Origin of the sequence: Kitasatospora misakiensis, assembly GCF_042656005.1 — a bacterium.
In the GTDB taxonomy this organism is placed as follows: domain Bacteria; phylum Actinomycetota; class Actinomycetes; order Streptomycetales; family Streptomycetaceae; genus Kitasatospora; species Kitasatospora misakiensis.
Genome location: NZ_JBHSOF010000001.1, coordinates 91690 through 114996 on the forward strand (window position 1 = coordinate 91690; position 23307 = coordinate 114996).

Genomic DNA, 23307 nt, shown 5'->3' on the forward strand with positions numbered 1-23307 from the left:
GCCGGGTGGCCCGCTCGGCCGCTCCCGACGCCGTTTCTGCTCCCGGTCCCGAGCGCCGCCCCGACCGCCCTCCCCGGCCCGGAGGTCCCGTGAACGTCCTGCTCTGCCCGCTCAGTGACGGCGGCTACCTCTACCCGGCGCTCACCGTCGGGCGCGAACTGCGGCGCCGCGGCCACCGGGTCTCCGTGCTCGGCCGCGCCGGCGCCGCACCGTTCGCGGCCGAGGCGGGCCTGCCGTTCGCGGCGGCGGAGGAGTTCGGCGGTGAGCGGGCCTTCTCCGCCGCCCGCTGGGGCGTCACCGGCCTCGCCCAGTACCGGGCCGTCGTGCGCGCCGCCCGGCAGGCCCGCGCCGACCTGCTGGTCACCTCCGTGCTCTGCAACGGCGCGCTGCTCGCCGCCGAGACCCTGGACGTCCCGGTGGTCGTGCTCGGACTCTCGATCCACCTGTGGACGTACCGCTCCGGCGGCGCGGACGAGCCGCAGTACGGCCGCAGCCGGGCGAACCGGACGCTGGAGACGCTGGCGCTCTACGACGCGACCCGCGAGGAGGCTGGGCTCGCCGGCCGGCCGTCCCGCTGGCCGTCGACCCGGTCGACCTCGCCGCGCACGGCCACCGTAGAAGCCCCGGACGACTCCCCGCTGCTCGGCGACGCGCTGCTGCTCCGTGGCGACCCCGAACTGGAGTACCCCGGAGCCGAGTTGCCCGAGCGGGTGCACCACGTCGGCCCGCTGCCCTGGGAGCCCGCCGCCGACCCGGCCGAACTCGCCGCCGTCGACGCCGCCCTGGCACGCACCGGCAAGCCCGTCGTCTACGTGCACCTCGGCCGCTTCTTCGGCGGCGGCACCCCGTGGCCCCGGCTCAACGCGACCTTCACCGGCGGCCGCCACCAGGCCGTGGTGGAACAGGGCCGCACCGGCGAGCCGCGACCCGCCCCGGACGCCGACATCCTGCTCGTCCGCAAGCCCTGGCTGGGGCCGCTCGTCGACCGGGCCGGGTTCGTCATGACCGCCGGCACCTCCGCCCCCGTCCTCGGCGCCCTGCTGCGCGGTCGCCCGCTCGGCGTCACCCCCAACGGCTCCGAACAGCCCGTCCTGGCCGGCGCCCTGCTGCGGGCCGGCGCCGCCGTCCACCTCCCGCGCACACCGGGACCGGACCCGGCCGGGCTGCTCGAAACGGCCTGGCGGGACGACCGACTGCGCGCCCGCGCCCGCCGCCTCGGCCGCCGGCTCGCCGAGGCCGCGACCGACGGCCCGCGCCGCGCCGCCGACCTCGTCGAGCGGGTCGCCGGACAGCCCGCCCAGCAGCCCGCAACCTCAAGGGAGAACCATGGGTACTCGATCAGCCGGCCCGGACCTCGCGGCCGTGGCGAGCCTCTCGGCGGGCGCCCGGCAGTGGATCGGCCTGCACTGCGGCTACCTTGACGAACCGTCAGGACGGGCCGAGCTGCCGGTGACCCCACGGGTCAAGGCGCTGCTGCAACTCGCCCTGCTGCGCCGCTGCTGGGCCGCGGCCGCCCCGGCGGACCCGGACCTCGCCCCGGTCGCCGGGACCGTCGAACAGGTCTGGCGCGACCCCGACCACCCGCGCCTGCTCACCGTCGAACCGCGCTACGCCCGGCAGTTCCAGCTGATGTACGGCGCACTCGCCCCCGCCGGGCCCGATGCCGACGGCCCGCACCGCGCGGTCCTCGCCGAGGCCGCGTCCGGCGACCTCCTGACGCCGCGCCGCAAGTCGCCGTACCTGCACCTGGAAACCCGCTACTACGCCGAACTCGCCGGCGTCCCACACCGGTTGCTGGACTACCCGGAGCTGTACCGGATCAGCCGGCTGGCCGGGCACGCCGACGGACGGCCCACGGCCGAACTCGACGTGTGCAACGTGACCCACACCGTCTTCCACCTCGCCGACTTCGGCTTCCGCGACCCCGGCCTGGGCGGGGCCGACCTCGCGCACGCCCGCGACCGGGTGGAGCGCCTCACCGAGGAGTCCGTCCGGCGCGGCGAGTGGGACCTCACGGGCAAACTGCTGCTCGCCCAGCACTGCCTCGGCCTCGACCCGCTCAGCACACCCTCCGGCGCGGCCGGCCTGCGCCTGCTCGCCGAGGCCCAGGCGCCCGACGGCGCCCTCCCCGGCCGCTCCGCCACCGACCGCGCCGCCACGGGCGCGACCCCGGTCGAGTACTTCCGGAAGTCCTACCAGTCGACCCTGGTGGTGGCTCTGACGACGGTGATCCTCTTGCAAGGAAACACAATTGACGATCCATCAGACATGATGATGGCGGCGGCTCCGGGCGGTGTCCGATGAGCCCGACGCAGGCCGCCACCGCGAGCGGCGCCCGCATCCTCCAGGGCGAGCGGAACTGGTGGTTCCTCGGCCCCGGCGGCGGCCTCGCCCGGCTGCGCCCCGGCCAGCTGACCGCCGACGGCACCCTGCGCCCCGGCACCGAGCGCCGGCTCCGCGAACACGGGCTGCTGACCGCCCCGGCCCCGCGCAGCTACGCGCTGACCGTCCTGACCAGCACCCACTGCAACCTGGGCTGCGGCTACTGCTTCCAGAACACCGCCCAGGACGCGGACGGCGGCAGCCGGCCGCCCCGGATCGCCCGCAAGCGCCTGACCTCGCGGACCATCACCGAGATCCTCGACTTCACCGACCGGCAGATGGCCGCCGCCGGCCTGGCGAAGCTCCGCATCCTGCTGTTCGGCGGCGAGCCCCTGCTCAACCCGCGCGGCTGCCTGGACCTCCTCGAACGCGCCGCCGACCACGGCCTTGCCTCCGCCTGGATGATCTCCAACGCCACCCTGCTGACCCCCGCGCTCGCCGCCGGACTCGCCGAGCGCGGCCTGCGCTCCGTCCAGGTCACCTTCGACGGCGACCGCCCCGACCACGACCGGATCCGGATCCGGCGCTCCGAGGGCGGCGGGACCTTCGACACCATCCTCGGCAACCTCGCCCGCGCCTCCGAATCCTCCCCGCTGCACTGGATCTTCCGGGTCAACGTCTCGCAGGAGACCTACCGGGGCGTCGACTCCCTGATCGACCGGCTCGCCGGCGCGCTCGAACCGGCCCGCTGCACCCTGTACTTCGCCCAGGTCGGCGATGTCGGCGTCGGCTACGGCAACGACCTGCGGCACACCCGCGACCTGTCCGCGCGGTTCACCCGCTGGCAGCGCCGCGCACTCGACCTCGGCTTCGGCGTCACCCGCCCGCAGGCCCACCGCCCCTGCGCCACCTGCGGGCACGGCGACGGCCGGTACGGCGCGGTGGTCAGCGCCGACGGCACGCTCGCCAGCTGCTGGGAGACGGCGGGCAAACCGGACTGGGAGGTCGGCACCGTCACCGGCGGCTACCTGCCCGGCACCCTCACCCGGGACCGCTGGGTCGGCTGCGAGGACCTCTACCGGCGGGACGAGGACCGGCGCACGCTCGCCGCGTTCCACGACACGGTGGACGCGGCGCTGCTCGACTACCTGGACGAGACGGGGCGCCTGTGACCACGGCACCCGGTCTCCGCACCGCGCCCGACGACGGCGGGCCCGGGCTCGCGCACGAGCTGGAGCGGCTCTCCGCCGGCACGCTCGACTGGCTCGTCCACCACCTCGACGACTTCGACCCGTTCGCGCCCCGCCGGCCCGGCACCGGCCCCGGCCCCGGCCCCGGCCCGCGGACGGGGCGAGCGGCCGTGGACGCGCCGCCCGGCGGAGCGCACCGCCCCGCCAAGGCCGCGCTGGAACTCGCGCTGCTCACCCACTGCTGGACCCGCCTCGACCCCGGCGACGACCCGCGCCGGGCCGGGGCCACCGCCCGGGTCCGGTCCGTCTGGCAGCACCCCGGCTTCCCCCGCCTGCTCACCGCCGAGCCGCGCGGCGCCACCCAGTACCGGCTGGCCTGGGCCGCCCTGGCGCCGCGCGGGACGGACGACGCGCCGTACCGGGCCGAGCTCGCCCGGATCCCCGCCGCCGACCTCTCCCCGGCCGGGCGCTCGGCCTACCAGCGGCTCGAACTGCGCTACTACGCGGACAAGGCCGGGGTCGCGCACACCGTCGAGCCGTACCGGGAGCTGGCCGAGCGCAACGTCCTCGTCGAGCTGCCCGGCACCGCCCTCGCCCGGGCCGCCCGACGCGACCACCGCCGGGACACCACCGCCGACCGCCCCGACGAGCCGCCCGTCACCGTCCCCGAGGCGTACGCGCTCACCCACTCCGCCTTCTACCTCAGCGACTTCGCCCGCACCGCCCCCGAACTGCCGGACGGCGCCGCCGCCGACGCGGCGGCCCTGGTCGGCCGGCTGCTCGACCACTGCGTCCGGCACGACTGGTGGGACCTCGCCGCCGAACTCGTCATGACCCAGGTCTGCCTGGGCCTGGACGCGGCGCGCACGCCCGAGGGCGCCGCGGCCGTCGCCTGCCTGGCCCGCGCGCAGCGACCCGACGGCTCGATCCCCGGACGGTCCGCCGCCACCCGGGCGAGCGCCGCCGACCCGGCCGCCGAGTACTTCGCGAAGGCCTACCACACCACCCTGGTGACCGCCCTGATGACGCTGCTGCTCGGAACGGCGCGTGCGTCATGACCGCGCGTCCGGCGACCGTCCTGGGCCGGCTCCGGCCGACCCTCATCAACCCGACCTACAGTCGGCTCTGGTTCGGCCAGGCGGTCTCCTCGGTGGGCGACGCGGTGTTCAGCACCACGCTCGTGCTCTGGGTGGCGACCGTGCTGGCGGAGGGGAAGTCCTGGGGCCCGCAGGCGGTCAGCGGCGTCGTCCTGGCCACCAGCGCCGCCGTGATGTTCGTCGGACCGCTCGCGGGCGTCTTCGTCGACCGCTGGGACAAGCGCGCCACCATGCTCGGCACCGAGGTGCTGCGCGGCGCGCTGGTGGCCGTGCTGACCGCCGTGGCGTTCGTGCCGACCGAGGACCTGCCGGCGGGCGTCTGGCTCGGGCTGATCTACCTGACGGTGCTGGTGCTCAACGCGGCCGGCCAGTTCTTCACCCCGGCCCGGTTCGCGATCATCGCGGACCTCGTCACCGACGAGGCCGACCGGGCCCGGGCGGCCGGCATCGCCCAGGCGACCGGGCAGACCGCCTGGATCGTCGGTCCGCCGCTCGCCGCCCCGCTGCTGTTCGCGGTGGGCCTCCAGTGGGCGCTGCTGTTCAACGCGCTCTCGTACCTGGTGTCGTACATCGCCATCAGCACGGCCGACCTGCGGCCCGTGCAGCCCACACCGTCGCAGTCCGCCACGACGAACGGGAAGGCCGCCGAACGGCCCGGGCTCTTCCAGGACTTCGCGGCCGGCCTGCGCTTCTTCGGACGCAACCGCTTCCTGGTCGCCCTGCTGCTGCTCACCGTGATCGGCCAGCTCGGCATGGGCGCCCTGAGCACCCTGAACATCTTCTTCGCCACCCGGAACCTGCACGCCTCCGCCGAGCTCTACGGCTACCTGGGCATGGCGCTCGGCATCGGCGGGATCGCGGGCGCGCTCGCGGCCGGGCGGGTCGTCCAGTGGATCGGCGCCCGGCGGACGACCTGGATCGGCCTGATGGCGAGCGGCGCGCTGCTGGTGCTGTACTCGCGGCAGACCGGCTTCCCGGCGGCGGTGACCCTGCTGTTCGTCTTCGTCGTGCCGATCACCATGCTGAACACGGCGATGGCGCCGCTGCTGCTCGCCGCCACCCCGCAGGAGTTCCGGGGCCGGGTGATTTCGGTGTTCTACCCGGTCACCCGGCTCGCGTCGATGCTGACGGCGGTGCTGTCCGGCTGGCTGGCGGGCAGCGGGCTGCGGGACTTCTCGGGCTCGCTGGCGGGGGTGCGGTTCGGCCCGATCGACACGATCTTCGCCGCCTCCGGGCTGGTGGTCGTGCTCGCCGGCGTCTACGCCCGGATCGCGCTGCCCGCGACCGAGGCCGTCCCGTCGGCAACCCCGTCGGCCGATCCGCCGGGCGAGCCTGTGGCCACACCCTCACCCGGCGCCACCCCGGAGGCCCGGCCGTGAGCTGCCGGGCGTGCGGACGCCGCACCGCCGAGGCCGACCGGTTCTGCGCCGGCTGCGGCACCCCGCTCGCGGCCACCGGCACCGCCGCGCCCCCGGTCGAGGCCGAGCCGCGCGAATCGCGCCGCAAGGTGTCCATGCTCTTCCTGGACGTCGTCGGCTCCACCACCCTCGCCGAGCGGCTCGACCCCGAACCGCTGCGCCGCGTGATGGACCGCTACTTCGCCAGCTGCGGGGCCTGCATCGCCGAACACGGCGGCGTGGTCGAGAAGTTCATCGGCGACGCGATCCTCGCCGCGTTCGGCGCCACGGTCGCCCACGAGGACGACGCGCTGCGCGCCGTCCGCGCCGCCACCGGAGCGCTCGCGGCGCTGGCCGGGCTGACCGCCGACCTCGCCGCCGAGTACCAGGTGCGGCTGGAGGCCCGGGCCGGCATCTGCACCGGCAACGTCGTGGTGATCACCAGGCCCGGGGACGACTTCCGGGTCGTCGGCGACTCCGTCAACACCGCCGCCCGGCTGCAGACCGCCGCCGCCCCCGGCGAGGTGCTGATCTGCGCCGACACCGCCGCCATGGTGCGCGGACAGGTCGGCGTCGAGTCCGTCGAACCGCTGCGGCTGAAGGGCAAGTCCCGCCCCGTGCCGGCCTGGCGGGTCACCGCCCCCGGGGCGGCGGCCGACGACCCCGCCCCGGTCACCCCGTTCATCGGCCGGACGGAGGAGCTGGCGGCGCTCGACCGCGGCTACCGGCAGGCCCGCGACGGCCGCCGGGTCTGCCTCGCCACCGTCGTCGGCGCCCCCGGCATCGGCAAGTCGCGGCTGGTGCGGGAGTTCCTCGATGGGCTGCCGGCGGGCGAGGCCGTCGTGCTGTCCGGGCGCTGCTCCGCCTACGGCCGGGGCATCACCTACCGGCCGCTCGCCGAGATGCTCGGCTCGCTGCCCGGCGGCCGGCCGGAACTCGCCCGGCTGCTCGCCGAGGACGCGGTGGACGCGGCGGAGGCCGGTCCGCCCGGCAGCGCCGGGGCGCGGGCGCGCCGCCTGGTCGCCCGCACCCTCGCCGCCGTCGCCGACGCGGCCGGCGCCGACCCCACCGACGCCGGCCCGGCCGGGGACCAGGACGTCGGACCGGTCGGCGTCGAGGACATCGCCTGGGCCGTGCGCCACCTCCTGGAGGTGCTCGGCCGCTCCCGGCCCGTGATCATGGTCTGGGAGGACCTGCACTGGGCGGAGGCGACCCTGCTCGACCTCGTCGACGGGATCGCCACCTGGCTGCGCGACGTCCCGGTCCTGCTGCTCTGCGTCGCCCGCCCCGACCTGCTCGACCTGCGCGGCGACTGGGGCAACGGCAAACCGTGCGCCACCACCGTCGACCTCGGGCCGATGACCGAGGAGCAGACGGCCGCCCTGGTCGGCCGGCTGGCACTGCGCGGCGACGTCCACCCGCAGGACTTCCGGGCCCACGAGCACCGGGAACTGACCGACCGGGTCATCGCCCTGTGCGACGGCAACCCGCTCTTCGCCGAGCAGCTCATGGACGTCTTCGCCGAGACCGCCCCCGGCACCCACGTGCCGCCCACCGTCCAGGCGCTGCTCGGCGCCCGGCTGGACCAACTCCCCACCACCGAGCGCGGGTTGCTGGAACTCGCCGCCGTCGTCGGCCGCGAGTTCAGCCGCGGACAGCTCCGGGCGATGGCCGAGGCCGACGGCGTCCCGCCGACCGCCGCCGACGAGGCGACCGCCCGGCTGGCCCACCGCCGGGTCTTCGAGCCCGGACCGGCCGCCACCTACCGCTTCGCCCAGGCCCTACTGCGCGACACCGCCTACGAGTTCACCCCGAAGACCCGGCGCGAACGCTGGCACGACTTCCTCGCCGACCGGTTCTCCCGGGTGCGCCCGCCGGACCGGATGGCGGTCGCCTACCACGTCGAGGCCAGTTGGCTGCTCGGCCGACAACTACGGCCGGGCGTCCAGCAGTTGCCCGCGCTCGCCGGGGCGGCGGCCGGTGCCCTGATCGCCGAGGGCCGGCAGGCGCTGGCCCGCAAGGACCTCCCCGCCGCAGTCCAACTCCTCGAACGCGGGCGGGCGTTGCTGCCGGTCGGCGACCCCCGGCACACCGCACTCGCGCTGCACGTCTGCGACGCCGGGATCTGGCTGCAGGACGAGGCCCGCTGCCGGGCCGCGCTCGACGCCGCCGAGGCCGCGCTGCCCGACCACCCGCGCGCCGCGGTGACCATCGCCGTCCAACGCGGCATCGTCGCACTCCGGTTCGGCCTCGCCCCGCCCGCCGCCGTCGCCGCCGACGCGGACCGCCTCGCGGCACGGCTGGAGCACGACCCGGGCGACGACCGCAGCTGGTGCCGGCTCCACCAACTGCGCGCCCTCCTCGAACTCGCCGCCGAGCGCACCGCCTCCGCCGAGACCTCCTTCCGTCGCGCGCTGGCCCGCGCCCGGGCCCTCGGCGACGGCTACGAGGAGGACCGACTCCTCTGCGCGGTCTGCGAGTTGGCGCAGTGGACGCCCACCCCGGTGGCCGCCTCGCTGGAGCTGTGCGCGCTGCTCGGCCGGCGCTTCGCCGCCAACCGCTCGCTGCTGATCCCCGTGCTCGTCGCCCGCGCCCACCTGGAGGCGCTCGGCGGGGAGTTGGAGCGGGCCCGCCGCACCCTCGCCGAGGCGCTCACCTACTCCCACGACGTGCACACCGACCTCGCGGACGCCGTCGTCCTGGACGCCGCGGGCTTCGTCGAGTCGCTGGCCGGCGCCCACGAGCTCGCCGAGGCGCGCTACCGGCAGAGCCTCGGCGTGCTGCACGGCGCCGAGCACGCCCCGGACACCCGGACCACGGAGGTCGCCATCGCCCGCGAGCTGTTCGCCCAGGGCCGGACCGACGCCGCCGCGCGCGCCCTGGACGCGCTCGACCCGGACGGGCTCCTCGACGCGGACGGGTTCCCCGACCCGGATGGGTTCCCCGGCGTGGACGTCCTTCCCGGCGAGGGCGGCCCGGACGGCGGCAACCCCCGGGCCCGGCTGGGCGCGACGGCGCTGCGCGGCCGGATCGCCTCCGCCCGGGGCCGCCACGCCGAGGCGGTCGCCGCCGCCACGGCGGCCCGGCGGCTGAGCGAGGGCTCCGACGACCCCTGCCTCGTCGGGGAGACGCTCCTCGACCTGGCGATCGTGCTCCGGGCGGCCGGCGAGGCCGAGCGGGCGACGGCTGAAGGGACCGAGGCGTTGCGGATGTTCGAGGCCAAGGGCGCCACCCTGCCCGCCGGACGGGTCCGTGCCTGGCTCGCCGCAGCGGCGCCGCCGGGCACGGCAGGCCCCGCGGACCCAACGGACCCAACGGACCCAACGGACCCACCCGACGCGCCCGGCCCGCCCGCCCCCGTGGGCGGTGACCGGCGATGACCGACCTCCACCTCCCGCCCTGGCGCCGCCCGCCGCGCGACCACTTCCCCGGCGTGCCCGCCTGGAGCATGCCGGTCTCGGTCGTGCCGCAGGAACCCTTCGAGGTCAGCCCGCTCGGCGGCCACCTCACCCAGGACTGGGCCTGGGGCGGCGCGGACGGCTCCGGCGTGCGGGTCTGCGTCCTGGACAGCGGCGTCGACGCCGGCCATCCGCTGGTCGGCGGCCTCGACCGGGCGATGGACGTGGTGCGCGCCGAGGACGGCACCCTCGCCGTCACCCCGACCGAACCGGGCGACACGGCAGGCCACGGCACCGCCTGCGCCAGCGTCATCCGCTCGATCGCCCCCGGCGCCGCCCTCACCTCGGTCCGCGTCCTGTCCGGCGGCCGGCACGGCAGCGGTGCCGCCCTGCTCGCCGGGCTGACCTGGGCCATCGAGGAGGGCTACGACGTCATCAACATGAGCCTGTCGACCACCAAGACGGAGTTCTGCGACGCCCTGCGCGACCTCGCCGACTCCGCCTACTTCCGCCGCTGCGTCATCGTCGCCTCCGCCCACAACATGCCGGTGCGCAGCTACCCGTGGCCGTTCGCCTCGGTCATCTCGGTGGCCAGCCACGACCGCCCCGACCCGATGACCTACTACTACAACCCGTCCCCGCCGGTCGAGTTCTACGCCCGCGGGGTGCGGGTGCCGGTGGCCGGCCCCGGCGGCCGGCACCTGCTCAGCACCGGGAACAGCTTCGCGACCCCGCACATCGCGGGCATCTGCGCGCTCATTCTCAGCAAGCACCGCTCGCTCACCCCCTTCCAGCTCAAGTCCGTCCTCTACCTGGCCGCTGAGAACGTAGCTGTACCCGATGGAGGTGCGCGTGTCGACTGACCCGTTGGAGAGTGCCGAGATCCGGCAGCGCAGACTGCTCCAGTCGATCGTGGAGGTCGCCCGCAGCGTGTTCGGCGCCGCCGCCGCCTCGGTGCTGCTGGTGGACGAGGACGAGGGCGACCTCGTCTTCGAGGCGGTCGCGGGGGAGGGGGAGCACCACCTGCTGGGCACCCGCTTCCCGGCCGGCACCGGCATCGCGGGCTGGGCGCTGATGACCGGTCAACCGGTGGTGGTGGACGACGTGGCGGACAGCCCGCAGTTCGCCCGCTCGGCCGCCGAGTCCACCGGCTACGTGCCGCGCAGCATCATGGCCGCCCCGCTGATCTGCGAGGGCGACTGCATCGGGGTGCTGTCCGTCCTGGACCGGGACAGCCGTCCGCGCTGCGACCTCGGCGACATGGCCTCGCTCGGGCTGCTGGCCACCGAGATGGCCACGGTGCTGGAACTCCTGCTGGTGCTCCGCTCCACCGCCCCGGCCCCGGCTCCCTCGGGCTCCCCGGCTTCCGGGACCTCCCCGGTGTTCGACCTGGCGGTGCTGCAACGCGTCGCCGACCGGCTCCCCGGGGCCTCCGACCACGTGGCCGCGACCGTCGGCAAGCTCCTGGCGATGGCCGACGACCTGCTCGCCCCCGCCGACGCCGATGCCTGACCGCCCCACGCCGCCGCCCACCCGGTTGTCCACGCCCACGCCCACGCCACCGCCCGCCCCGCCGTCCGCCCCCCGGCCTGACGCGGCGGCCCGCTCGCCCTTCCTCAGCCAACTCGACGACCCCGCCCGCTCCCTCGACGCCCGCCCGCGGCCGACCCCCTGCGTCCTGCTGCTCAGCCGCGCCTGCGACACCGACCTCGACCCGGTGCGGAACCTCCTCTCCGGCGCCGGCATCCGCACCGCCCGGCTGAACGCCGAGGAACTCGCCGCCACCTCCCTGACGATCACCGCCGACGGCCGCTCCGTCCGCCTGAACGGACGGGCCCTGACCCCCACCGTCACCTGGATCCGCCACTTCGCGCCCACCGCCGTCGACCCGGCGCCCTCCGCCCTCGACCAGACCGCCCTCGATCCGGCCGCCCTCCTCGCGGACGGCCCCGGGGCGGCCCGCACCGCCTTCCTGCGCGACTCGTGGCAGGAGGCGGCCGGGCAGCTCGCGGCGGTCTCCGGCACGGCGATCCGCTCCGACCGCCCCGGCGTGCTCGGCCAGCTGGACCTCGCCCGCCGGTACGGGGTCGCGGTCCCGCGCACCGTGCTGACCACCGATCCGCACCTCGTCCGGGACGAGTTCGACGGCCCGCGGGTGGTCGTCAAGGCGGCCGGCCACCACTTCGTGGAGCCGGTCCCCGGCCGGCTGCACGGGATCTTCCCGACCGTCCTCGACCGGGCCGATCTGGCCGGCGGCCCGCGCCCGGGCCCGCCGGTGATCGTCCAGGAGTACGTCGAGCACGAGGCCGAACTGCGGGTCTACTTCGTCGCCGGCCGGCTGCACGCCTTCGCGGTCAGCAAGACCGCCCCCGCCGACCCCTGGACGGCCCCGGACCGGATCGGCGTCCGCGCGCTGCCGGCACCCCCGCCGGACGTCGCCGCCGCGACCCGTACCCTCGCCGCCGCGATGTCCCTGCGCTACGGCGCCTTCGACTTCCTCCTCAGCGGCGGCACCCCGGTCTTCCTGGAGGTCAACCCCGACGGCGACTGGCGCTGGGCCGAGCGCCGCACCCGCACCACCCCGGTCACCGTCGCCGTCGCGGCCATGCTCGCCGCCCTCCACCGCGCCGCGCTCTGAACCAGGCCCGCGCCGGCGGGTGTCGACGGCCCCTGGACGGGGTAGCCGTGCCGGGACGGAGAGCGTACGAAGCGTGAGAGGACCGACCCACCGTGGGAATCCCGCCGAACGACCCCGTGCCGCCCAGTCCCACCCCGGCCCCGGGGCCGGGACCCGCGCCGGGACCGGGCCCGCTGCCCGGTCCGGTGCCCGCCCCCGGCGGCCCGGATCCGGTCCCGCCCGGCCCCCCGCCGCTGGAGCCCGACCCGCCCCCGCCGCCCGCACCGCGACCGGACCCGCATCCGCAGCCCGGCCCCTTCCCCGGCCCGGTCCCGGCCCCCGAACCGGTCACCCGCGCCCCCGCTCCCCCTCCACCGCCCCGCCCGCGCCCGTTCGGCGCAGCGTGACCCCGCCACCCCGCGCCCGCCCGACCCGCGCGACCTACCGTGGGCGGATGACCGATCGCCGGACCGGGCGGCCCGCCACACGTCACCCCGGCTACCGCAGGGCCTACCTCGGGGCCGCCGCCGCCTTCGCCGTCTGCATGGCGGGCACCACCCTGCCCACCCCGCTGTACGGGCTGTACCAGGAGCAGATCGGCTTCTCCGAACTGATGGTGACGGTGGTGTTCGCCGTCTACGCCTTCGGGGTGATCGGCGTCCTGCTGCTCGTCGGCAACGTCTCCGACACCGTCGGCCGCCGGCCCGTCCTGCTCTGCGGACTCGCGCTCGGCGCGGGCAGCGCCGTCGCCTTCCTCGCCGAGGGCGGACTGCCGCTGCTCTGGCTGGGCCGGCTGCTGTCCGGCCTGTCGGCCGGCCTGTTCACCGGCACCGCCACCGCCTACGTGCTGGAACTCGCCCCACCCGGCCGCCGCGCCCGGGCGGGCTTCGTCGCGACCGCCGCCAACATGGCCGGCCTCGGCTGCGGCCCCCTGCTGTCGGGACTGCTCGCGGAGTACGCGCCCGCGCCGCTCGTCCTGCCGTTCGTCGTGCACCTGGTGCTGCTCGCCGCCTCGTTCGCCGTCACCTGGTTCCTGCCGGAGACCGTGGACGGCGCCCGCCCGCTGCGCACCGCCCGGCCACGCCGCCCGTCCCTGCCGCCGGAGGTCCGTGGGGTGTTCGTCCCGGCGGGGGTCGCCGCCTTCGCCGGCTTCGCGCTGCTGGGCGTCTTCACCTCGGTCAGTCCGGCCTTCCTCGCCGAGGACCTGGGCATCCACAACCACGCGGTGGTCGGCCTCATCGTCTTCGCGGCCTTCCTCGCCTCCACCTTCGGCCAGCTCCTGGTGCCCCGGCTGGGCGCCGCCCGGGCGATCCCGCTGGGCTGCCTGGTGCTCATCGCGGGCCTCGCCCTGCTGGCCGTCTCGCTCGCCCGCACCACCCTCGCCCCGCTGGTGCTCAGCGCCCTGGTCGGCGGCACCGGCCAGGGCATGGGGCTGCGCGGGGCGGTGGGGGAGATCGCCGACGCCGCTCCCGCCGAGCACCGGGGCGGGGCCCTCTCGGCGCTCTTCGTGGTCGCCTACTTCGGCATCTCGATCCCCGTCATCGGCGTCGGCCTGCTCGCCGAACCCCTCGGCCTCGCGGACGCGGGCCTGGTCTTCGCCGCCTGCATGGCCCTCCTCGCCGCCGCCTCCGGCACCTACCTGCTGCGCCGCGCCCGCACCGCCTGACGCGCCGCCTGACGCGCCGACCGGGCTCGTACCGCTCGACGACCCGTGCATAGGGTGGGGGCGGTAGATGCCCGCGCGCACCCCGTGGAGTTCCGATGAGTCCGACCCCCGACCCCGACGTCCTGCTGCCGGTCGGGGTGATCGGCCTCGGCGACATCGCGCAGAAGGCCTACCTGCCGGTCCTGACGGCCCTGCCCGGGCTGGACCTGCGCCTGATGACCCGGGACGCCGCGAAGCTGGACCGGATCGGCGACGCCCACCGGATCGCGCCGGAGCAGCGCTTCACCGACCTCGGGCAGCTGATCGCGAGCGGGATCCGGGCGGCCTTCGTACACGCGGCGACCGACCAGCACGTCCCGATCGTCGAGCAACTGCTGACGGCCGGCGTCGACGTCTACGTGGACAAGCCGCTCGACTACACCCTCGAAGGCTCCCGCCGCCTGGTCGACCTCGCTGACCGCACCGGCCGCTCGCTGATGGTGGGGTTCAACCGGCGCTTCGCCCCGAGCTACGTCCAGGCGAAGGAACGCCCGCGCGATCTCATCGTGCTGCAGAAGAACCGCGAGGGCCTCCCCGAGGCGCCGCGCCCGATGGTCTTCGACGACTTCATCCACGTCGTCGACCTGCTCCGCTTCCTGGTGCCCGGCGACATCGACCACGTGGACGTCCGCGCACGGGTCCGCGACGGCCTGGTCGAACACCTCGTCCTCACCCTGGCCGGCGAGGGCTTCACGGCGTTGGGCATCATGAACCGCCTCTCCGGCTCCACCGAGGAGGTCCTGGAGGTCTCCGGCGGCGACTCCAAGCGCGAGGTCCACAACCTCGCCGACGTCATCGACCACCGCGGCCAGCCCACCACCCGCCGCCGCGGCGACTGGGTCCCCGTCGCCCGCCAACGCGGCATCGAACAGGCCGTCCTCACCTTCCTCGACGCCATCCGCACCACCAAACCCCTCGACGCCCACGACGCCCTCCACACCCACGAACTCTGCGAACTGATCGTCGAACGCATCGAGTCCCCCTGACGCCACCCCGCCCGACTCCGCCCCGGCTCCTGGCACCGCAGAATCACCGTGGCCTGACGTCCATGGGGTCCGTCGATGTCGCGCGGTTCAGCGTCCGCCGCGTCGTCGGGGTGCGGGGGAGGTCGGAGGCTCCCACCCTTTCCTGGCCTCCGCCTCCAGTGCGGCCACAGAGTCGGCCCGCGACCGCGAGCCCGGCACGATGCCCCCGATCCGGCCGCCGGGACGGCTCTCGGCCAGCTTGGCGAGGGCCTGTGATGGCGGGAGGCCCAAGGCTTTGGCCTCGCGCAGCTTCCGAAGCCAGTATCCGCCGCTGTTCGACGCATCGGCCAGGACCGCGGGACGTTCCACCCAGCCGGCCGCGTCATCCTCGTCCGACGCCCAGAGATAACCGAGGACACCACTGGCGTCGTTCGCGACGGTCACATGCTCGACGGACTTGTCGGTCCGGTAGGCGTAGTCGATCGGACCGCCCTCGACGAGCCGAAGTTGCATGTCCTCTCGAAGTCGAGGGGTGTCCCAGCCGTTGTCCATGAGGAATCTTCTCCCGGTCAGGCGAGTGCGAGTACGGCGCCACCCCGTCGCCGGCGGGGCGGTCAGTTCGACAGGCGGGCGCGCCACCACGCGGTGGTGGTACGGAGTTGGGTGGTGAGGGGGGTGGGGTGGGTGGTGAAGGTGGTTTCGTAGGCGGTGGTGTCGACGGTGAAGGGGGCGTCGAACTGGTGGCGGACTTCGCGGAGTTCGCGCAGGAGTGGGGTGGCGAGGGCGGCGAGGGCGAAGACGGTGGGGTGGAGGCGGCGGACGGGGACGGGGGAGACGCCGGCCTCGGTGGCGAGGAGGTCGATCATGCGGCGGATCGGGAGGGCGGGGGCGGTCGGGATGTGCCAGGCGCGGCCCCAGGCGCGTTCGTCGGCGGCGACCTCGGCGAGGGCCCGGGCGACGTCGGGGAGGTAGGTCCAGCTGTGCGGGGCGTCGGGGTCGCCGAGGACGCTGACGGGCTTGCCGGCCAGCAGGCGGGGGACGACGCGGCCGGCCAGGTGGCCGCCGTCGGTCACGCCGGGGCCGAAGAAGTCGGAGGCGCGGACCTCGACGGCCCGGATGCGGCCCGCCTCGTGGAGGGTGCGGGCCTGCTCCCAGAGGGAGGCCCGCAGGCGTCCCTTCGGGCCGGTCGCGGCGAGCGGGAGGTCCTCGGTGAGGGGGCCGTCCACCGGGCCGTAGCCGTAGAGGTTGCCGGGCATGACGAGGACCGCGCCGGTGGTTTCGGCGGTCGCGAGCAGTGAGGCGTGCAGGGGCGGCCAGCCGGTCGTCCAGCGGGGCAGCGGTGGTGCGGCGCAGCTGTGGATCGCGGCGGCGCCGTGCGCGACCTCGCTCAGCCGCCCGCTGTCGGTGGCGTCCAGCGCCACGTGCTCGATCCCGGGTTCGGCCGGCCGGTTCGACCGGGTGACCACCCGTACCGCGTGGCCCTGCTCGGCCAGCAGTCGCGCCGTGGCCGCCCCGGCCGGTCCGTATCCGACGATCACATGAAGACTCACCGTCCCACCATAGAGGTGCCGGAGCGGCGGGAACGCGGTCGGGGGCGGGTGCGCGCCCGGTCGGGAGCCCGAGGGTGGGGCCGACCGGGCGCGCGGAGCTGAATCGGTGGTGAGGGTACGTCAGTTGGCGATGCCGCAGTACTGCTGCTGCTTGCCGATGGCGCGGTAGACGCAGTCGGCCGTCTCCACCAGGCGCAGCACGGACTCCCGGTTGCGGCTGGTCTCGCGCCCGATCACCTCGTCGGGCGGGTAGAAGCCGCTGCTGCCGTTCGGCCCGGGGTACATCTCGAAGGTGTAGGCGAAGACCCGCTGGGCGCCCCACAGCCAGTCGTCGATGGTGCCGTCGGTGATGTAGAGGTCGCTGGACTGCTCCGGGGTGTAGCCGTTGGTGGAGGCCATCGACTTGCCGAGGGTGGCGAAGGTGTTGTACTCGTCGGCGGTCATGCCGGTGGCGGTGTTGGCGGTGGTCCAGCCGAACGGCCAGAGCACCAGTTCGCTGTAGGTGTGGAAGTCGATGGACGCGGTGATCTGCTGCTTGCCGCCGACCACCCGGGTGCGGACGAAGTCGGCGACCACCTTGGTCTCCTTGGCGGACTCCGGCGCGGTGCCCCGGTAGGTCTCGCTGGAGGTGGAGCCGGAGGAGCCGCCGCAGCAGCCCCACTTGTAGTTCCAGTTGCGGTTGAGGTCGGTGCCGACGCTGCTGCTGCCGGAGTTCGGCTGGCGGTCCTTGCGCCAGCTGCGGTAGCGGCCGGTGGCGATGTCGTACTCGCCGCCGTCCGGGTTGAGGTCCGGGATCACCCAGATCTCGCGGGTGTTGACGGCGTTGGCGATCCGGCTGTCGGTGGCGTACTTGTCGCCGAACTCGTGCAGCAGGTAGAGCGACATCTCGACGGTGAGGTGCTCGCGGGCGTGCTGGTGGGCGGTGAAGAGCACCTCGGGCTCGTTCTCGTCGGTGCCGACGTTGTCGCTGATCTTGACGGCGACGATCGGCCGGCCCTCGTACGAGGTGCCGATGACCTGCTTGCTCATGATGTCGGGGTGTGCGGCTACGACGGCGTCGATGTCGGCGGCGGCCTCCGCGTAGTTGTGGTAGCCGGAGTCGGCGGACGGGAAGTCGTTCAGGCCTGCGCCCACGCCCTCCTGGCCGGGCCCGTCGCCGTACCGGGGGCCCGGCAGCGGGACGGGGGACCAGCCGAGCGCCCGCAGTCGGGCGGCCTCGGCGGCGGTGGCGGTGACCGTCAGGGAGTCGGGCCGGACGGCGTCGACGGAGGCGCCGGTGGCGGCGACGGCGGTGCGCTCGGCGACGCTGCGGGGGCCGTCGAGGCGGTACTGCCGGGCGGCGTCGGGGTCGGTCACCGGGGCGGCGGTGCCCGACTGGGCGGCGGCCGGGGTGACGGCCTGGATGGTGAGCGGCGTGGCGAGGGCGAGGGCCAGCAGGACGGCGGTGGCCGCGGCAGGCTTCCCTCGACGGGGCAGTCGCATGACTGTCCTCCTGTGGGGGGTCCGTAGGGACGGAACGGTGGAGGAGTGCGGCGCCGCGAGCTTGATGGTCCGCCAATGTCATGCTTTCGTCAAGTGGTGGGAGGTGGCGGGACGGTCGGGGGATCTCCCGATGGACCGTCAGATGGGGCCACCGCGACGTCCGGTGGCGCACGCCACCGCCCCGTCCCCGGCTGGCCGCCGGGCCGTCGCAGGCTCGATGAACGTGGGCCGCGCACGGCGAACTCGCGCGTGTGTGGCCGGGAGGAGGGTTAGGGATCCCCGGTCGCGAAGTGAGGGATCGTCAGCACTCACTCTGCGCGGACCGGACCCCCGTTTCGTGCGAAGAGGAAGGATTCGTCATCGGGTCGGAGCCCAGCCGCCCCTGGGCGCGGCTGTCGCGTCACGCGACCCGGCGGCCGGTCCGCGGGAGCCGCTCGGTCGCCGCCTCGGCCGGCGCCTCGGCCACGGTGGCCGCGCCGGTGCCCGCGTCCGTGGCCGCCGGGGTGACCGGCTCCGGCGGCTCGTCCAGCAGCAGGGGGATCCCGTGCCGCAGGCGCACCGCTCCGGGCAGGTCGTAGCGGCGGCGCCGCTGGACGAGGTTCTGGCTCTGCACGAGGAGCGTGCCGGTGACGGTGCAGGTCCCGGCCCGCAGTTCGACCAGACGGGCCCGCCGGATCACCGCGACCACGCCCGCCAACTCGATGGCGAGGGTCAGTTGCATCCGGACCGAACCCACCGGGGTGCCGTCGACCAGCAGGTCGACGGACGGGGTGTTGGCGGAGGTGATGCGGTGGTTGGCGAGGACCACCACCTCCTCGGACTCCGGAGCGGCCCGGGTGCGCCGGGCGGCTCCGGTGAGCGCGGCGTACCGGGACCAGCCGGCCGCGGCGAAGCCGAACAGGTCACGCCCGAGCAGGCCGTCCAGTGCGGCGGCGACCTCGTGCTCGACGGCCCGCCCGGCCGCTCCGGTCAGCCGAGGGACGCCGTGCAGCAGGGCGCCGACGGTGCCCTGCTCGTGCAGGGCCTCGGCGAGCGCGTCCACGGCGCTGCCGGGCTCGGCCCCGAACAGCAGCTCCCGCGCGGTCGCCGGATCGGTCAGGGTGGCGGTGGTCATGGCCCTTCCTCCTCCGTTTCCTCACTACCTGTTGCCTCGCCGCCCGTCTCCTCGATGCGGTGCGTGCCGGGGTCCGAGCGGGACTCCAGCCGGACGGTGTGACCGGGCCCGGCCGGGTCGGCGGTGTCGCCGACCTGCGGTCGCGGCGGCGCGCCGGCCGCCGGGGCGACGGCGACGTGCCCGGACACCCAGCGCGGTCCCCGACGCCGGCCGAGCAGATGGGCGCCCACGAGGGCGGCGAGCACCAGGGCGCCACCCGCCGTCGGGCCGACCACCAGCGCGATGGGCGTCGCGTGGTCCCCGCCCAAGCCGGGTGTCCCGGTGCCGCTCGAGCTGGGACTCGCGGGGCTGCCGGAACCGGAGTCGGCCGCCAGGACCTCGAAGTCCGTGGTGCCGGCCATCTCCGGACGGTCCGGGCAGACGGCGCGCAGCCGGTAGTGGCCGGGCCGGGCGTTGGCCGCGATCCGCGTGGTCACGACGAACCCGTTGCCCGTGCCGGTGTCGACGCGCTCCCACACGACGTCGTTCCAGCTCAGCTCCGCCTCGGCGCCGCCGCAGTCGAAGCCGCTCCCGGTGAGCTCCACCTGCTGCCCCGGCCGTCCGGCACCCGGCGCGACGCGTAGCGCGGGCCCGGTGGGCGCCGGCCCGGTCGACGGGTCCGGCGCCTTGGACGAGGCCCCCGGGGACGGCCCGGTCGTCGGTTCCGGAGTCGGTTCCGTCGTCGGTGCCGTCGGACTGTTCCCGCCGGACGCGAGGACGGTGAACGTCGCCGTGGCGTCGTACTCGGCGGCCGGGCCGCAGTAGGCCTCCACGGGATGGGCGCCCGGCGGCGCGTCTCCGGGCACGGTGAGCTGCTTCTCGAAGGCGCCGTCGGTGGGCCGGACCCGGTCGAGCTCCTGCTGCTCCCAGCGCAGCACGACGGGCTCCTCCGCCGGACAGTCGAACCCGGTGCCCTCGGCGGTGAAGCCCTGGCCGGCGGCGCCGCTCGCCGGGGTGAGGACGAGGGTCTCCGGCGCGGCCGGTTCGACGACGAAGTCTCTGGTGACGCTCAGGACCTCCGCCAGCAGACCCGGCGCCGCGGGCACCGGGATGTCCGTCCCCGGCGAGACGGGGGCGTGCGCGACCGGGCAGGAGGCGCGTACGGGGTGCGAGCGCGGTGCGGCGTCGGCCGGGACGTCGACGAACCCCTGGAAGCTTCCGTACGCGTCGATCTGTGCCGTCGCCACGGGGGCGCCGTCCCAGTCCAGCCGCACGCTCGCCGGAAGCTTCAGCCCGGGGAGGCAGCTCTCGAAGCCCGACCCGTCGACCGTCACCCTGGACTTCGGCGGTCCGTGGTCGGGCGTCAGCTTCATCGTGGCCTGCGCCCGGGCGACCGGCGCGAGGAGCGCGCACAGCAGCGCGACCACGGCGCCCAGCACTACCGAGGTGAGGACGCGCCCCGCCGTTCGTCCGGTACCTGCCGCACGCCCGGTACCCAGAGCCCGTCCGGTCCGCGCCGACACGGCCGGCCGCCTACCGGCCGAGCCCGTCGGCCGGGCGCCGGCCCGACGAGGGCGCGGTGGAACGGCGGCAACCGTCCCCGGATAAGGAATGGCTCGGCTGTCGGGTCATCGCCGACCGTCCTTCCACGAACCTTTCTCTCATCATCCCCTCGCCCCCACCTCCGCACCAGGCCGGCGCTGGGCGGCCCCGGGGGGGCTACCCGCGGGCCGCGCTACCCCCGCGCGGCGCGGCGGTAGTGGTCGAGGACGTCCTGGCGCAGCAGGCCGGCGAAGCCGGCGGCTTCGAGGCGCAGCCCGAGCTGGGGCGCGGTGAGGCCGAGCGCGGCGGCGGCCGTCGGCAGGTGCCAGTCGTGGGCGGCGAGGCGGTCCAGCAGGTGGCCGCGCCGGACCTGGGCCTCGGAGAGGCGGAAGGTCTTCAGGTAGGCGAGGCGGCCGTGCTCGTCGGTGATCGCCTCGCCGATGTGGTTCTCCTGCTTGGGGCGGAACTCCGGCAGGAACCGGGCGAGGCTGAACCGGCCGAGGCGGCGCACCACGCGCGCCCGGTAGTCGGGCTCCAGCAGGCCGCCCGCCATCGTGTCGTCGTGGAAGGCCGCCCAGGCGCGCTCCTGCCCGTCGACGGCCGCGCGCAACTCGGCGATCGAGTTGATCGGGCCGGCCGTGCGCAGGTCGGCCCGGAAGTCCGGGACGGGGGCGGACAGGGTGGCGTAGTGGTGGATCAGCTCGCCGTAGAGGTCGAGCAGCAGGGTCCGGTGCAGCGCGCGGTAGTCGTCGGGGTGCGGGACGACGAAGGCCGCGGCGAGCGCGTCGGCGACGTACACGACCACACCGCACTGGCCGGGGTGGATCTCGAAGACCCGCAGCGCGTCGGCGAGGCCGCGGACCCGGTCGCCGCCGTACGCCTCCTCGGCGCGCGGCGACAGGCCGTGCCGCAGGGCGCGGTCGGACCACTCCTCCCAGGCGATCGACGGGCCGCCGAAGTGCAGCGCGAGATAGCCCTCCATGGCGAGGTGCAGCGGCAGGAAGCGCAGCCGGTTCCGGCCCTCGCGCTTGGCCATCCGGCGCGGCACCCGCACCCGGACCCGCTCGGGCGGGTTGGCCGCGGTGACGGCGGAGGGCGCGTCGAGCCGGGTGCCGTAGGCGGCGGCCGGGGTGCCGTCGCGGGTCCAGTCGGCGACGAAGCCGTGCGGGACGAAGGCGACGTAGTCGGTGCGGCGGCCGACCGGGACGGCGGCGTACTCCGGCTCGTACAGCTCCGGGTGGAGGCGGAGGTCCTCGATCGGCTCGCTGCGGACCAGCGGCACCAGGCGCACGCCGCCCCACACCTGGGCGGGCCGGACGTCGAGGCCGGCGAGGTCGAGCCGGAACGCCGGCCCGGACGCGGTGGTGGTCATCGGACGGCCTCCTCGGCGGAGTCGGCCGCAGAGGCCGCAGAGGCCGCAGGGGCCGCGGCCGGGAAGCGCGCGCCGCCGTCCGCCGCCAGGAAGTGCTCGGTGCGCGCCGCCAGGTGCGCCGTCAGCTCCGCCAGGTCGGTCCGGCCCTCGGCGAAGCGGGCGAACTCGACCAGCGCCGGCAGGTCCTCGGCGTCACGCAGCCCGGCCGTCGGCACCGTCGGGGCGAGCCGGCGGACGTCGAAGCTCTCCGCGTCGTACACCGGGTTGAGGTGCACGATGCTGGTCCGGTGCTCCGGGTCCAGGCGGGTGCGCCACACCCGCAGCACCTCGGCGGCCAGGCCGGGCGGCGCGTTGTCCCAGCCGTCGGAGACGATCACCAGCCGCTGTGGCGCCGTCTCCAGCGCGTCCAGGACGCGGCGCCCGAGCGGGGTCGGGCCGGACGGGCGGGCGAGCAGCGCGTCGGTGCGGCCGGAGGTCCACAGCGCGGTGTACTCGCCGGCCAGCACCCCCAGCAGGACGTGGCAGGCGAGCGCGGCGGCCAGCGGCCGGCGGCGCTTGACGCCCGAGCCGTACGCGGACCAGCTGTCGTCGAGGACGGCCGTGACCCGGCCCCAGCCGCCCTCCTCCGCCCCGGCCGCGCGCACCGCCCGGCGCGCCGCGCCGCGCAGGGCCTCGGTCAGCTCGGCCCGGCGGGCGATCCGGTCGGCGGGCGGCAGGCCCAGGACGTACGAGGCGAGCCGGGTGAGCGGCATCCGGGCGAGCGCCGCGGCGTCGGCGGTGACGGCGGTGGCGCCGCGGGCCCGGGCGGACTCCTGGAGGCGCAGCCGCTCCAGGCCGGTCAGCTGCGGCTCGATGCGCTGGAGGAACGCGGCCCGGGGGACGCCGTGGCGGTGCGCGAAGCCTTCCGCCACGGTGTACGGCAGCTCGTAGAGCGCGGACTGCTGGTAGTGGGCGCGGCGCCAGGCGTCCAGCAGCGGCGCGGCGTACGTGGCGCGCCGCCGCGGGGCGTACAGGAAGTCGCCGGTCTCCTCCGCGACGGGCCGCAGATGGGTGTGGCGCAGCGCGCGCTTGAGCCCGGCGCGGTACTTGACGGCGTCGAGGGTCTGGTCGGGGCGGGCGGCGAGCCAGTCGCGCAGGATCGCGCGGGTGCGGCGGTTGTTGACCTTGGCGCGGCGCAGCTCGCCGATCAGCCGGTAGACCCGCTGCGGCGGCAGCAGGGCCAGCCGGCGGGCGATCAGCCGGCCCTCGGTGTGCCGCTGCTCCGGGGTGGCGTCGCGGGAGGTCTCCAGCAGGTGGCGGACGATCAGCGCGGCGTTGTGGTCGTTGATGTCGAGCGCGAGCGCGGCGGCGTACGGGCCGCGGTAGTTGACGAGCATGTACGCGTGCAGGAAGTCCAGCGAGAGCTGCTGCTCGGCGGCCCCGCTGTGGAACTCGCGCTGCCCGGTGCCGGTGATCGCGGCGTTGACGAACAGCAGCACGTCCTCGGCGGCGACGAGGTCGCCGTACGTCTCCACCGCCTGCCCACCCCCCCGCAGCTCGTCATGTCGGGATCGCCGGCCGGGGAATGGGGGTACGAA

The 23307-nt window shown here is 75.7% G+C and carries 18 protein-coding genes; 11 read left to right on the top strand and 7 right to left on the bottom strand.

Going from position 1 to position 23307, the window contains the following annotated elements; translation table 11 throughout:
- Nucleotides 1–89: 89 nt before the first annotated feature.
- The 11 genes from ACFP3U_RS00280 to ACFP3U_RS00330 all read left to right on the top strand — a co-directional run bounded on the left by ACFP3U_RS00280 (nt 90) and on the right by ACFP3U_RS00330 (nt 14712).
- Nucleotides 90–1421 (top strand): glycosyltransferase, encoded by a 1332-nt coding sequence (locus ACFP3U_RS00280; protein ID WP_380222966.1) that lies wholly within the window; start codon nt 90–92, stop codon nt 1419–1421.
- The gene (locus ACFP3U_RS00285) at nt 1327–2304 is read left to right on the top strand and encodes a DUF6895 family protein (RefSeq protein WP_380222967.1); all 978 of its coding nucleotides are present in this window, start codon (nt 1327–1329) and stop codon (nt 2302–2304) included. The genes ACFP3U_RS00280 and ACFP3U_RS00285 overlap by 95 nt, the downstream gene beginning before the upstream one ends.
- Complete coding sequence (locus ACFP3U_RS00290; protein WP_380222968.1) at nt 2301–3494, top strand: radical SAM protein; 1194 nt, start codon at nt 2301–2303, stop codon at nt 3492–3494. The genes ACFP3U_RS00285 and ACFP3U_RS00290 overlap by 4 nt, the downstream gene beginning before the upstream one ends.
- Nucleotides 3491–4570, top strand: coding sequence for a DUF6895 family protein (locus tag ACFP3U_RS00295; protein WP_380222969.1), 1080 nt, complete (start codon nt 3491–3493; stop codon nt 4568–4570). The genes ACFP3U_RS00290 and ACFP3U_RS00295 overlap by 4 nt, the downstream gene beginning before the upstream one ends.
- On the top strand, nt 4567–5988 hold the full coding sequence (locus ACFP3U_RS00300) for an MFS transporter (protein ID WP_380222970.1): 1422 nt from the start codon (nt 4567–4569) through the stop codon (nt 5986–5988). Before ACFP3U_RS00295 ends, ACFP3U_RS00300 begins: the two co-directional genes overlap by 4 nt.
- Nucleotides 5985–9386: an ATP-binding protein gene (locus ACFP3U_RS00305; protein ID WP_380222971.1), complete on the top strand. Its 3402-nt coding sequence runs from the start codon at nt 5985–5987 to the stop codon at nt 9384–9386. The genes ACFP3U_RS00300 and ACFP3U_RS00305 overlap by 4 nt, the downstream gene beginning before the upstream one ends.
- A complete protein-coding gene (locus ACFP3U_RS00310; protein WP_380222972.1) occupies nt 9383–10267 on the top strand; it encodes a S8 family serine peptidase in 885 nt (294 codons plus the stop codon). The genes ACFP3U_RS00305 and ACFP3U_RS00310 overlap by 4 nt, the downstream gene beginning before the upstream one ends.
- On the top strand, nt 10257–10916 hold the full coding sequence (locus ACFP3U_RS00315; protein WP_380222973.1) for a GAF domain-containing protein: 660 nt from the start codon (nt 10257–10259) through the stop codon (nt 10914–10916). Before ACFP3U_RS00310 ends, ACFP3U_RS00315 begins: the two co-directional genes overlap by 11 nt.
- Nucleotides 10909–12042 carry an ATP-grasp domain-containing protein gene (locus ACFP3U_RS00320; RefSeq protein WP_380222974.1) on the top strand — a complete coding sequence of 378 codons (1134 nt, stop codon included), beginning with the start codon at nt 10909–10911 and terminating at the stop codon, nt 12040–12042. The genes ACFP3U_RS00315 and ACFP3U_RS00320 overlap by 8 nt, the downstream gene beginning before the upstream one ends.
- A gap of 433 nt (nt 12043–12475) precedes the next feature.
- Nucleotides 12476–13687 carry an MFS transporter gene (locus tag ACFP3U_RS00325; RefSeq protein WP_380222975.1) on the top strand — a complete coding sequence of 404 codons (1212 nt, stop codon included), beginning with the start codon at nt 12476–12478 and terminating at the stop codon, nt 13685–13687.
- A 125-nt stretch (nt 13688–13812) separates the two neighbouring features.
- Complete coding sequence (locus ACFP3U_RS00330; RefSeq protein ID WP_380223293.1) at nt 13813–14712, top strand: Gfo/Idh/MocA family protein; 900 nt, start codon at nt 13813–13815, stop codon at nt 14710–14712.
- Between the two features lie 87 nt (nt 14713–14799).
- Here the strand turns inward: ACFP3U_RS00330 and ACFP3U_RS00335 are convergent, their stop codons facing one another.
- The 7 genes from ACFP3U_RS00335 to ACFP3U_RS00365 all read right to left on the bottom strand — a co-directional run bounded on the left by ACFP3U_RS00335 (nt 14800) and on the right by ACFP3U_RS00365 (nt 23244).
- A complete protein-coding gene (locus ACFP3U_RS00335) occupies nt 14800–15243 on the bottom strand; it encodes a hypothetical protein (protein ID WP_380222976.1) in 444 nt (147 codons plus the stop codon).
- 62 nt (nt 15244–15305) lie between these two features.
- Nucleotides 15306–16241 (bottom strand): NAD-dependent epimerase/dehydratase family protein, encoded by a 936-nt coding sequence (locus tag ACFP3U_RS00340; protein ID WP_380222977.1) that lies wholly within the window; start codon nt 16239–16241, stop codon nt 15306–15308.
- A gap of 120 nt (nt 16242–16361) precedes the next feature.
- Complete coding sequence (locus tag ACFP3U_RS00345) at nt 16362–17723, bottom strand: M14 family metallopeptidase (protein ID WP_380222978.1); 1362 nt, start codon at nt 17721–17723, stop codon at nt 16362–16364.
- Between the two features lie 400 nt (nt 17724–18123).
- A complete protein-coding gene (locus tag ACFP3U_RS00350; protein ID WP_380222979.1) occupies nt 18124–18837 on the bottom strand; it encodes a hypothetical protein in 714 nt (237 codons plus the stop codon).
- Nucleotides 18834–20255: a hypothetical protein gene (locus tag ACFP3U_RS00355; RefSeq protein ID WP_380222980.1), complete on the bottom strand. Its 1422-nt coding sequence runs from the start codon at nt 20253–20255 to the stop codon at nt 18834–18836. Before ACFP3U_RS00355 ends, ACFP3U_RS00350 begins: the two co-directional genes overlap by 4 nt.
- 296 nt (nt 20256–20551) lie before the next feature.
- Nucleotides 20552–21730 (bottom strand): ARPP-2 domain-containing protein, encoded by a 1179-nt coding sequence (locus ACFP3U_RS00360; RefSeq protein WP_380222981.1) that lies wholly within the window; start codon nt 21728–21730, stop codon nt 20552–20554.
- Nucleotides 21727–23244: a hypothetical protein gene (locus ACFP3U_RS00365; RefSeq protein ID WP_380222982.1), complete on the bottom strand. Its 1518-nt coding sequence runs from the start codon at nt 23242–23244 to the stop codon at nt 21727–21729. The genes ACFP3U_RS00360 and ACFP3U_RS00365 overlap by 4 nt, the downstream gene beginning before the upstream one ends.
- Nucleotides 23245–23307: the final 63 nt, after the last annotated feature.

Excerpts from the sequence above, each read along its gene's own strand:
- ACFP3U_RS00285 (WP_380222967.1), top strand. The coding sequence starts at position 1,327 with ATGGGTACTCGATCAGCCGGCCCGGACCTCGCGGCCGTGGCGAGCCTC.
- ACFP3U_RS00320 (WP_380222974.1), top strand. The coding sequence starts at position 10,909 with ATGCCTGACCGCCCCACGCCGCCGCCCACCCGGTTGTCCACGCCCACG.
- ACFP3U_RS00360 (WP_380222981.1), bottom strand. The coding sequence starts at position 21,730 with ATGACCACCACCGCGTCCGGGCCGGCGTTCCGGCTCGACCTCGCCGGC.
- ACFP3U_RS00300 (WP_380222970.1), top strand. The coding sequence starts at position 4,567 with ATGACCGCGCGTCCGGCGACCGTCCTGGGCCGGCTCCGGCCGACCCTC.
- ACFP3U_RS00345 (WP_380222978.1), bottom strand. The coding sequence starts at position 17,723 with ATGCGACTGCCCCGTCGAGGGAAGCCTGCCGCGGCCACCGCCGTCCTG.
- ACFP3U_RS00335 (WP_380222976.1), bottom strand. The coding sequence starts at position 15,243 with ATGGACAACGGCTGGGACACCCCTCGACTTCGAGAGGACATGCAACTT.
- ACFP3U_RS00310 (WP_380222972.1), top strand. The coding sequence starts at position 9,383 with ATGACCGACCTCCACCTCCCGCCCTGGCGCCGCCCGCCGCGCGACCAC.
- ACFP3U_RS00325 (WP_380222975.1), top strand. The coding sequence starts at position 12,476 with ATGACCGATCGCCGGACCGGGCGGCCCGCCACACGTCACCCCGGCTAC.
- ACFP3U_RS00350 (WP_380222979.1), bottom strand. The coding sequence starts at position 18,837 with ATGACCACCGCCACCCTGACCGATCCGGCGACCGCGCGGGAGCTGCTG.
- ACFP3U_RS00290 (WP_380222968.1), top strand. The coding sequence starts at position 2,301 with ATGAGCCCGACGCAGGCCGCCACCGCGAGCGGCGCCCGCATCCTCCAG.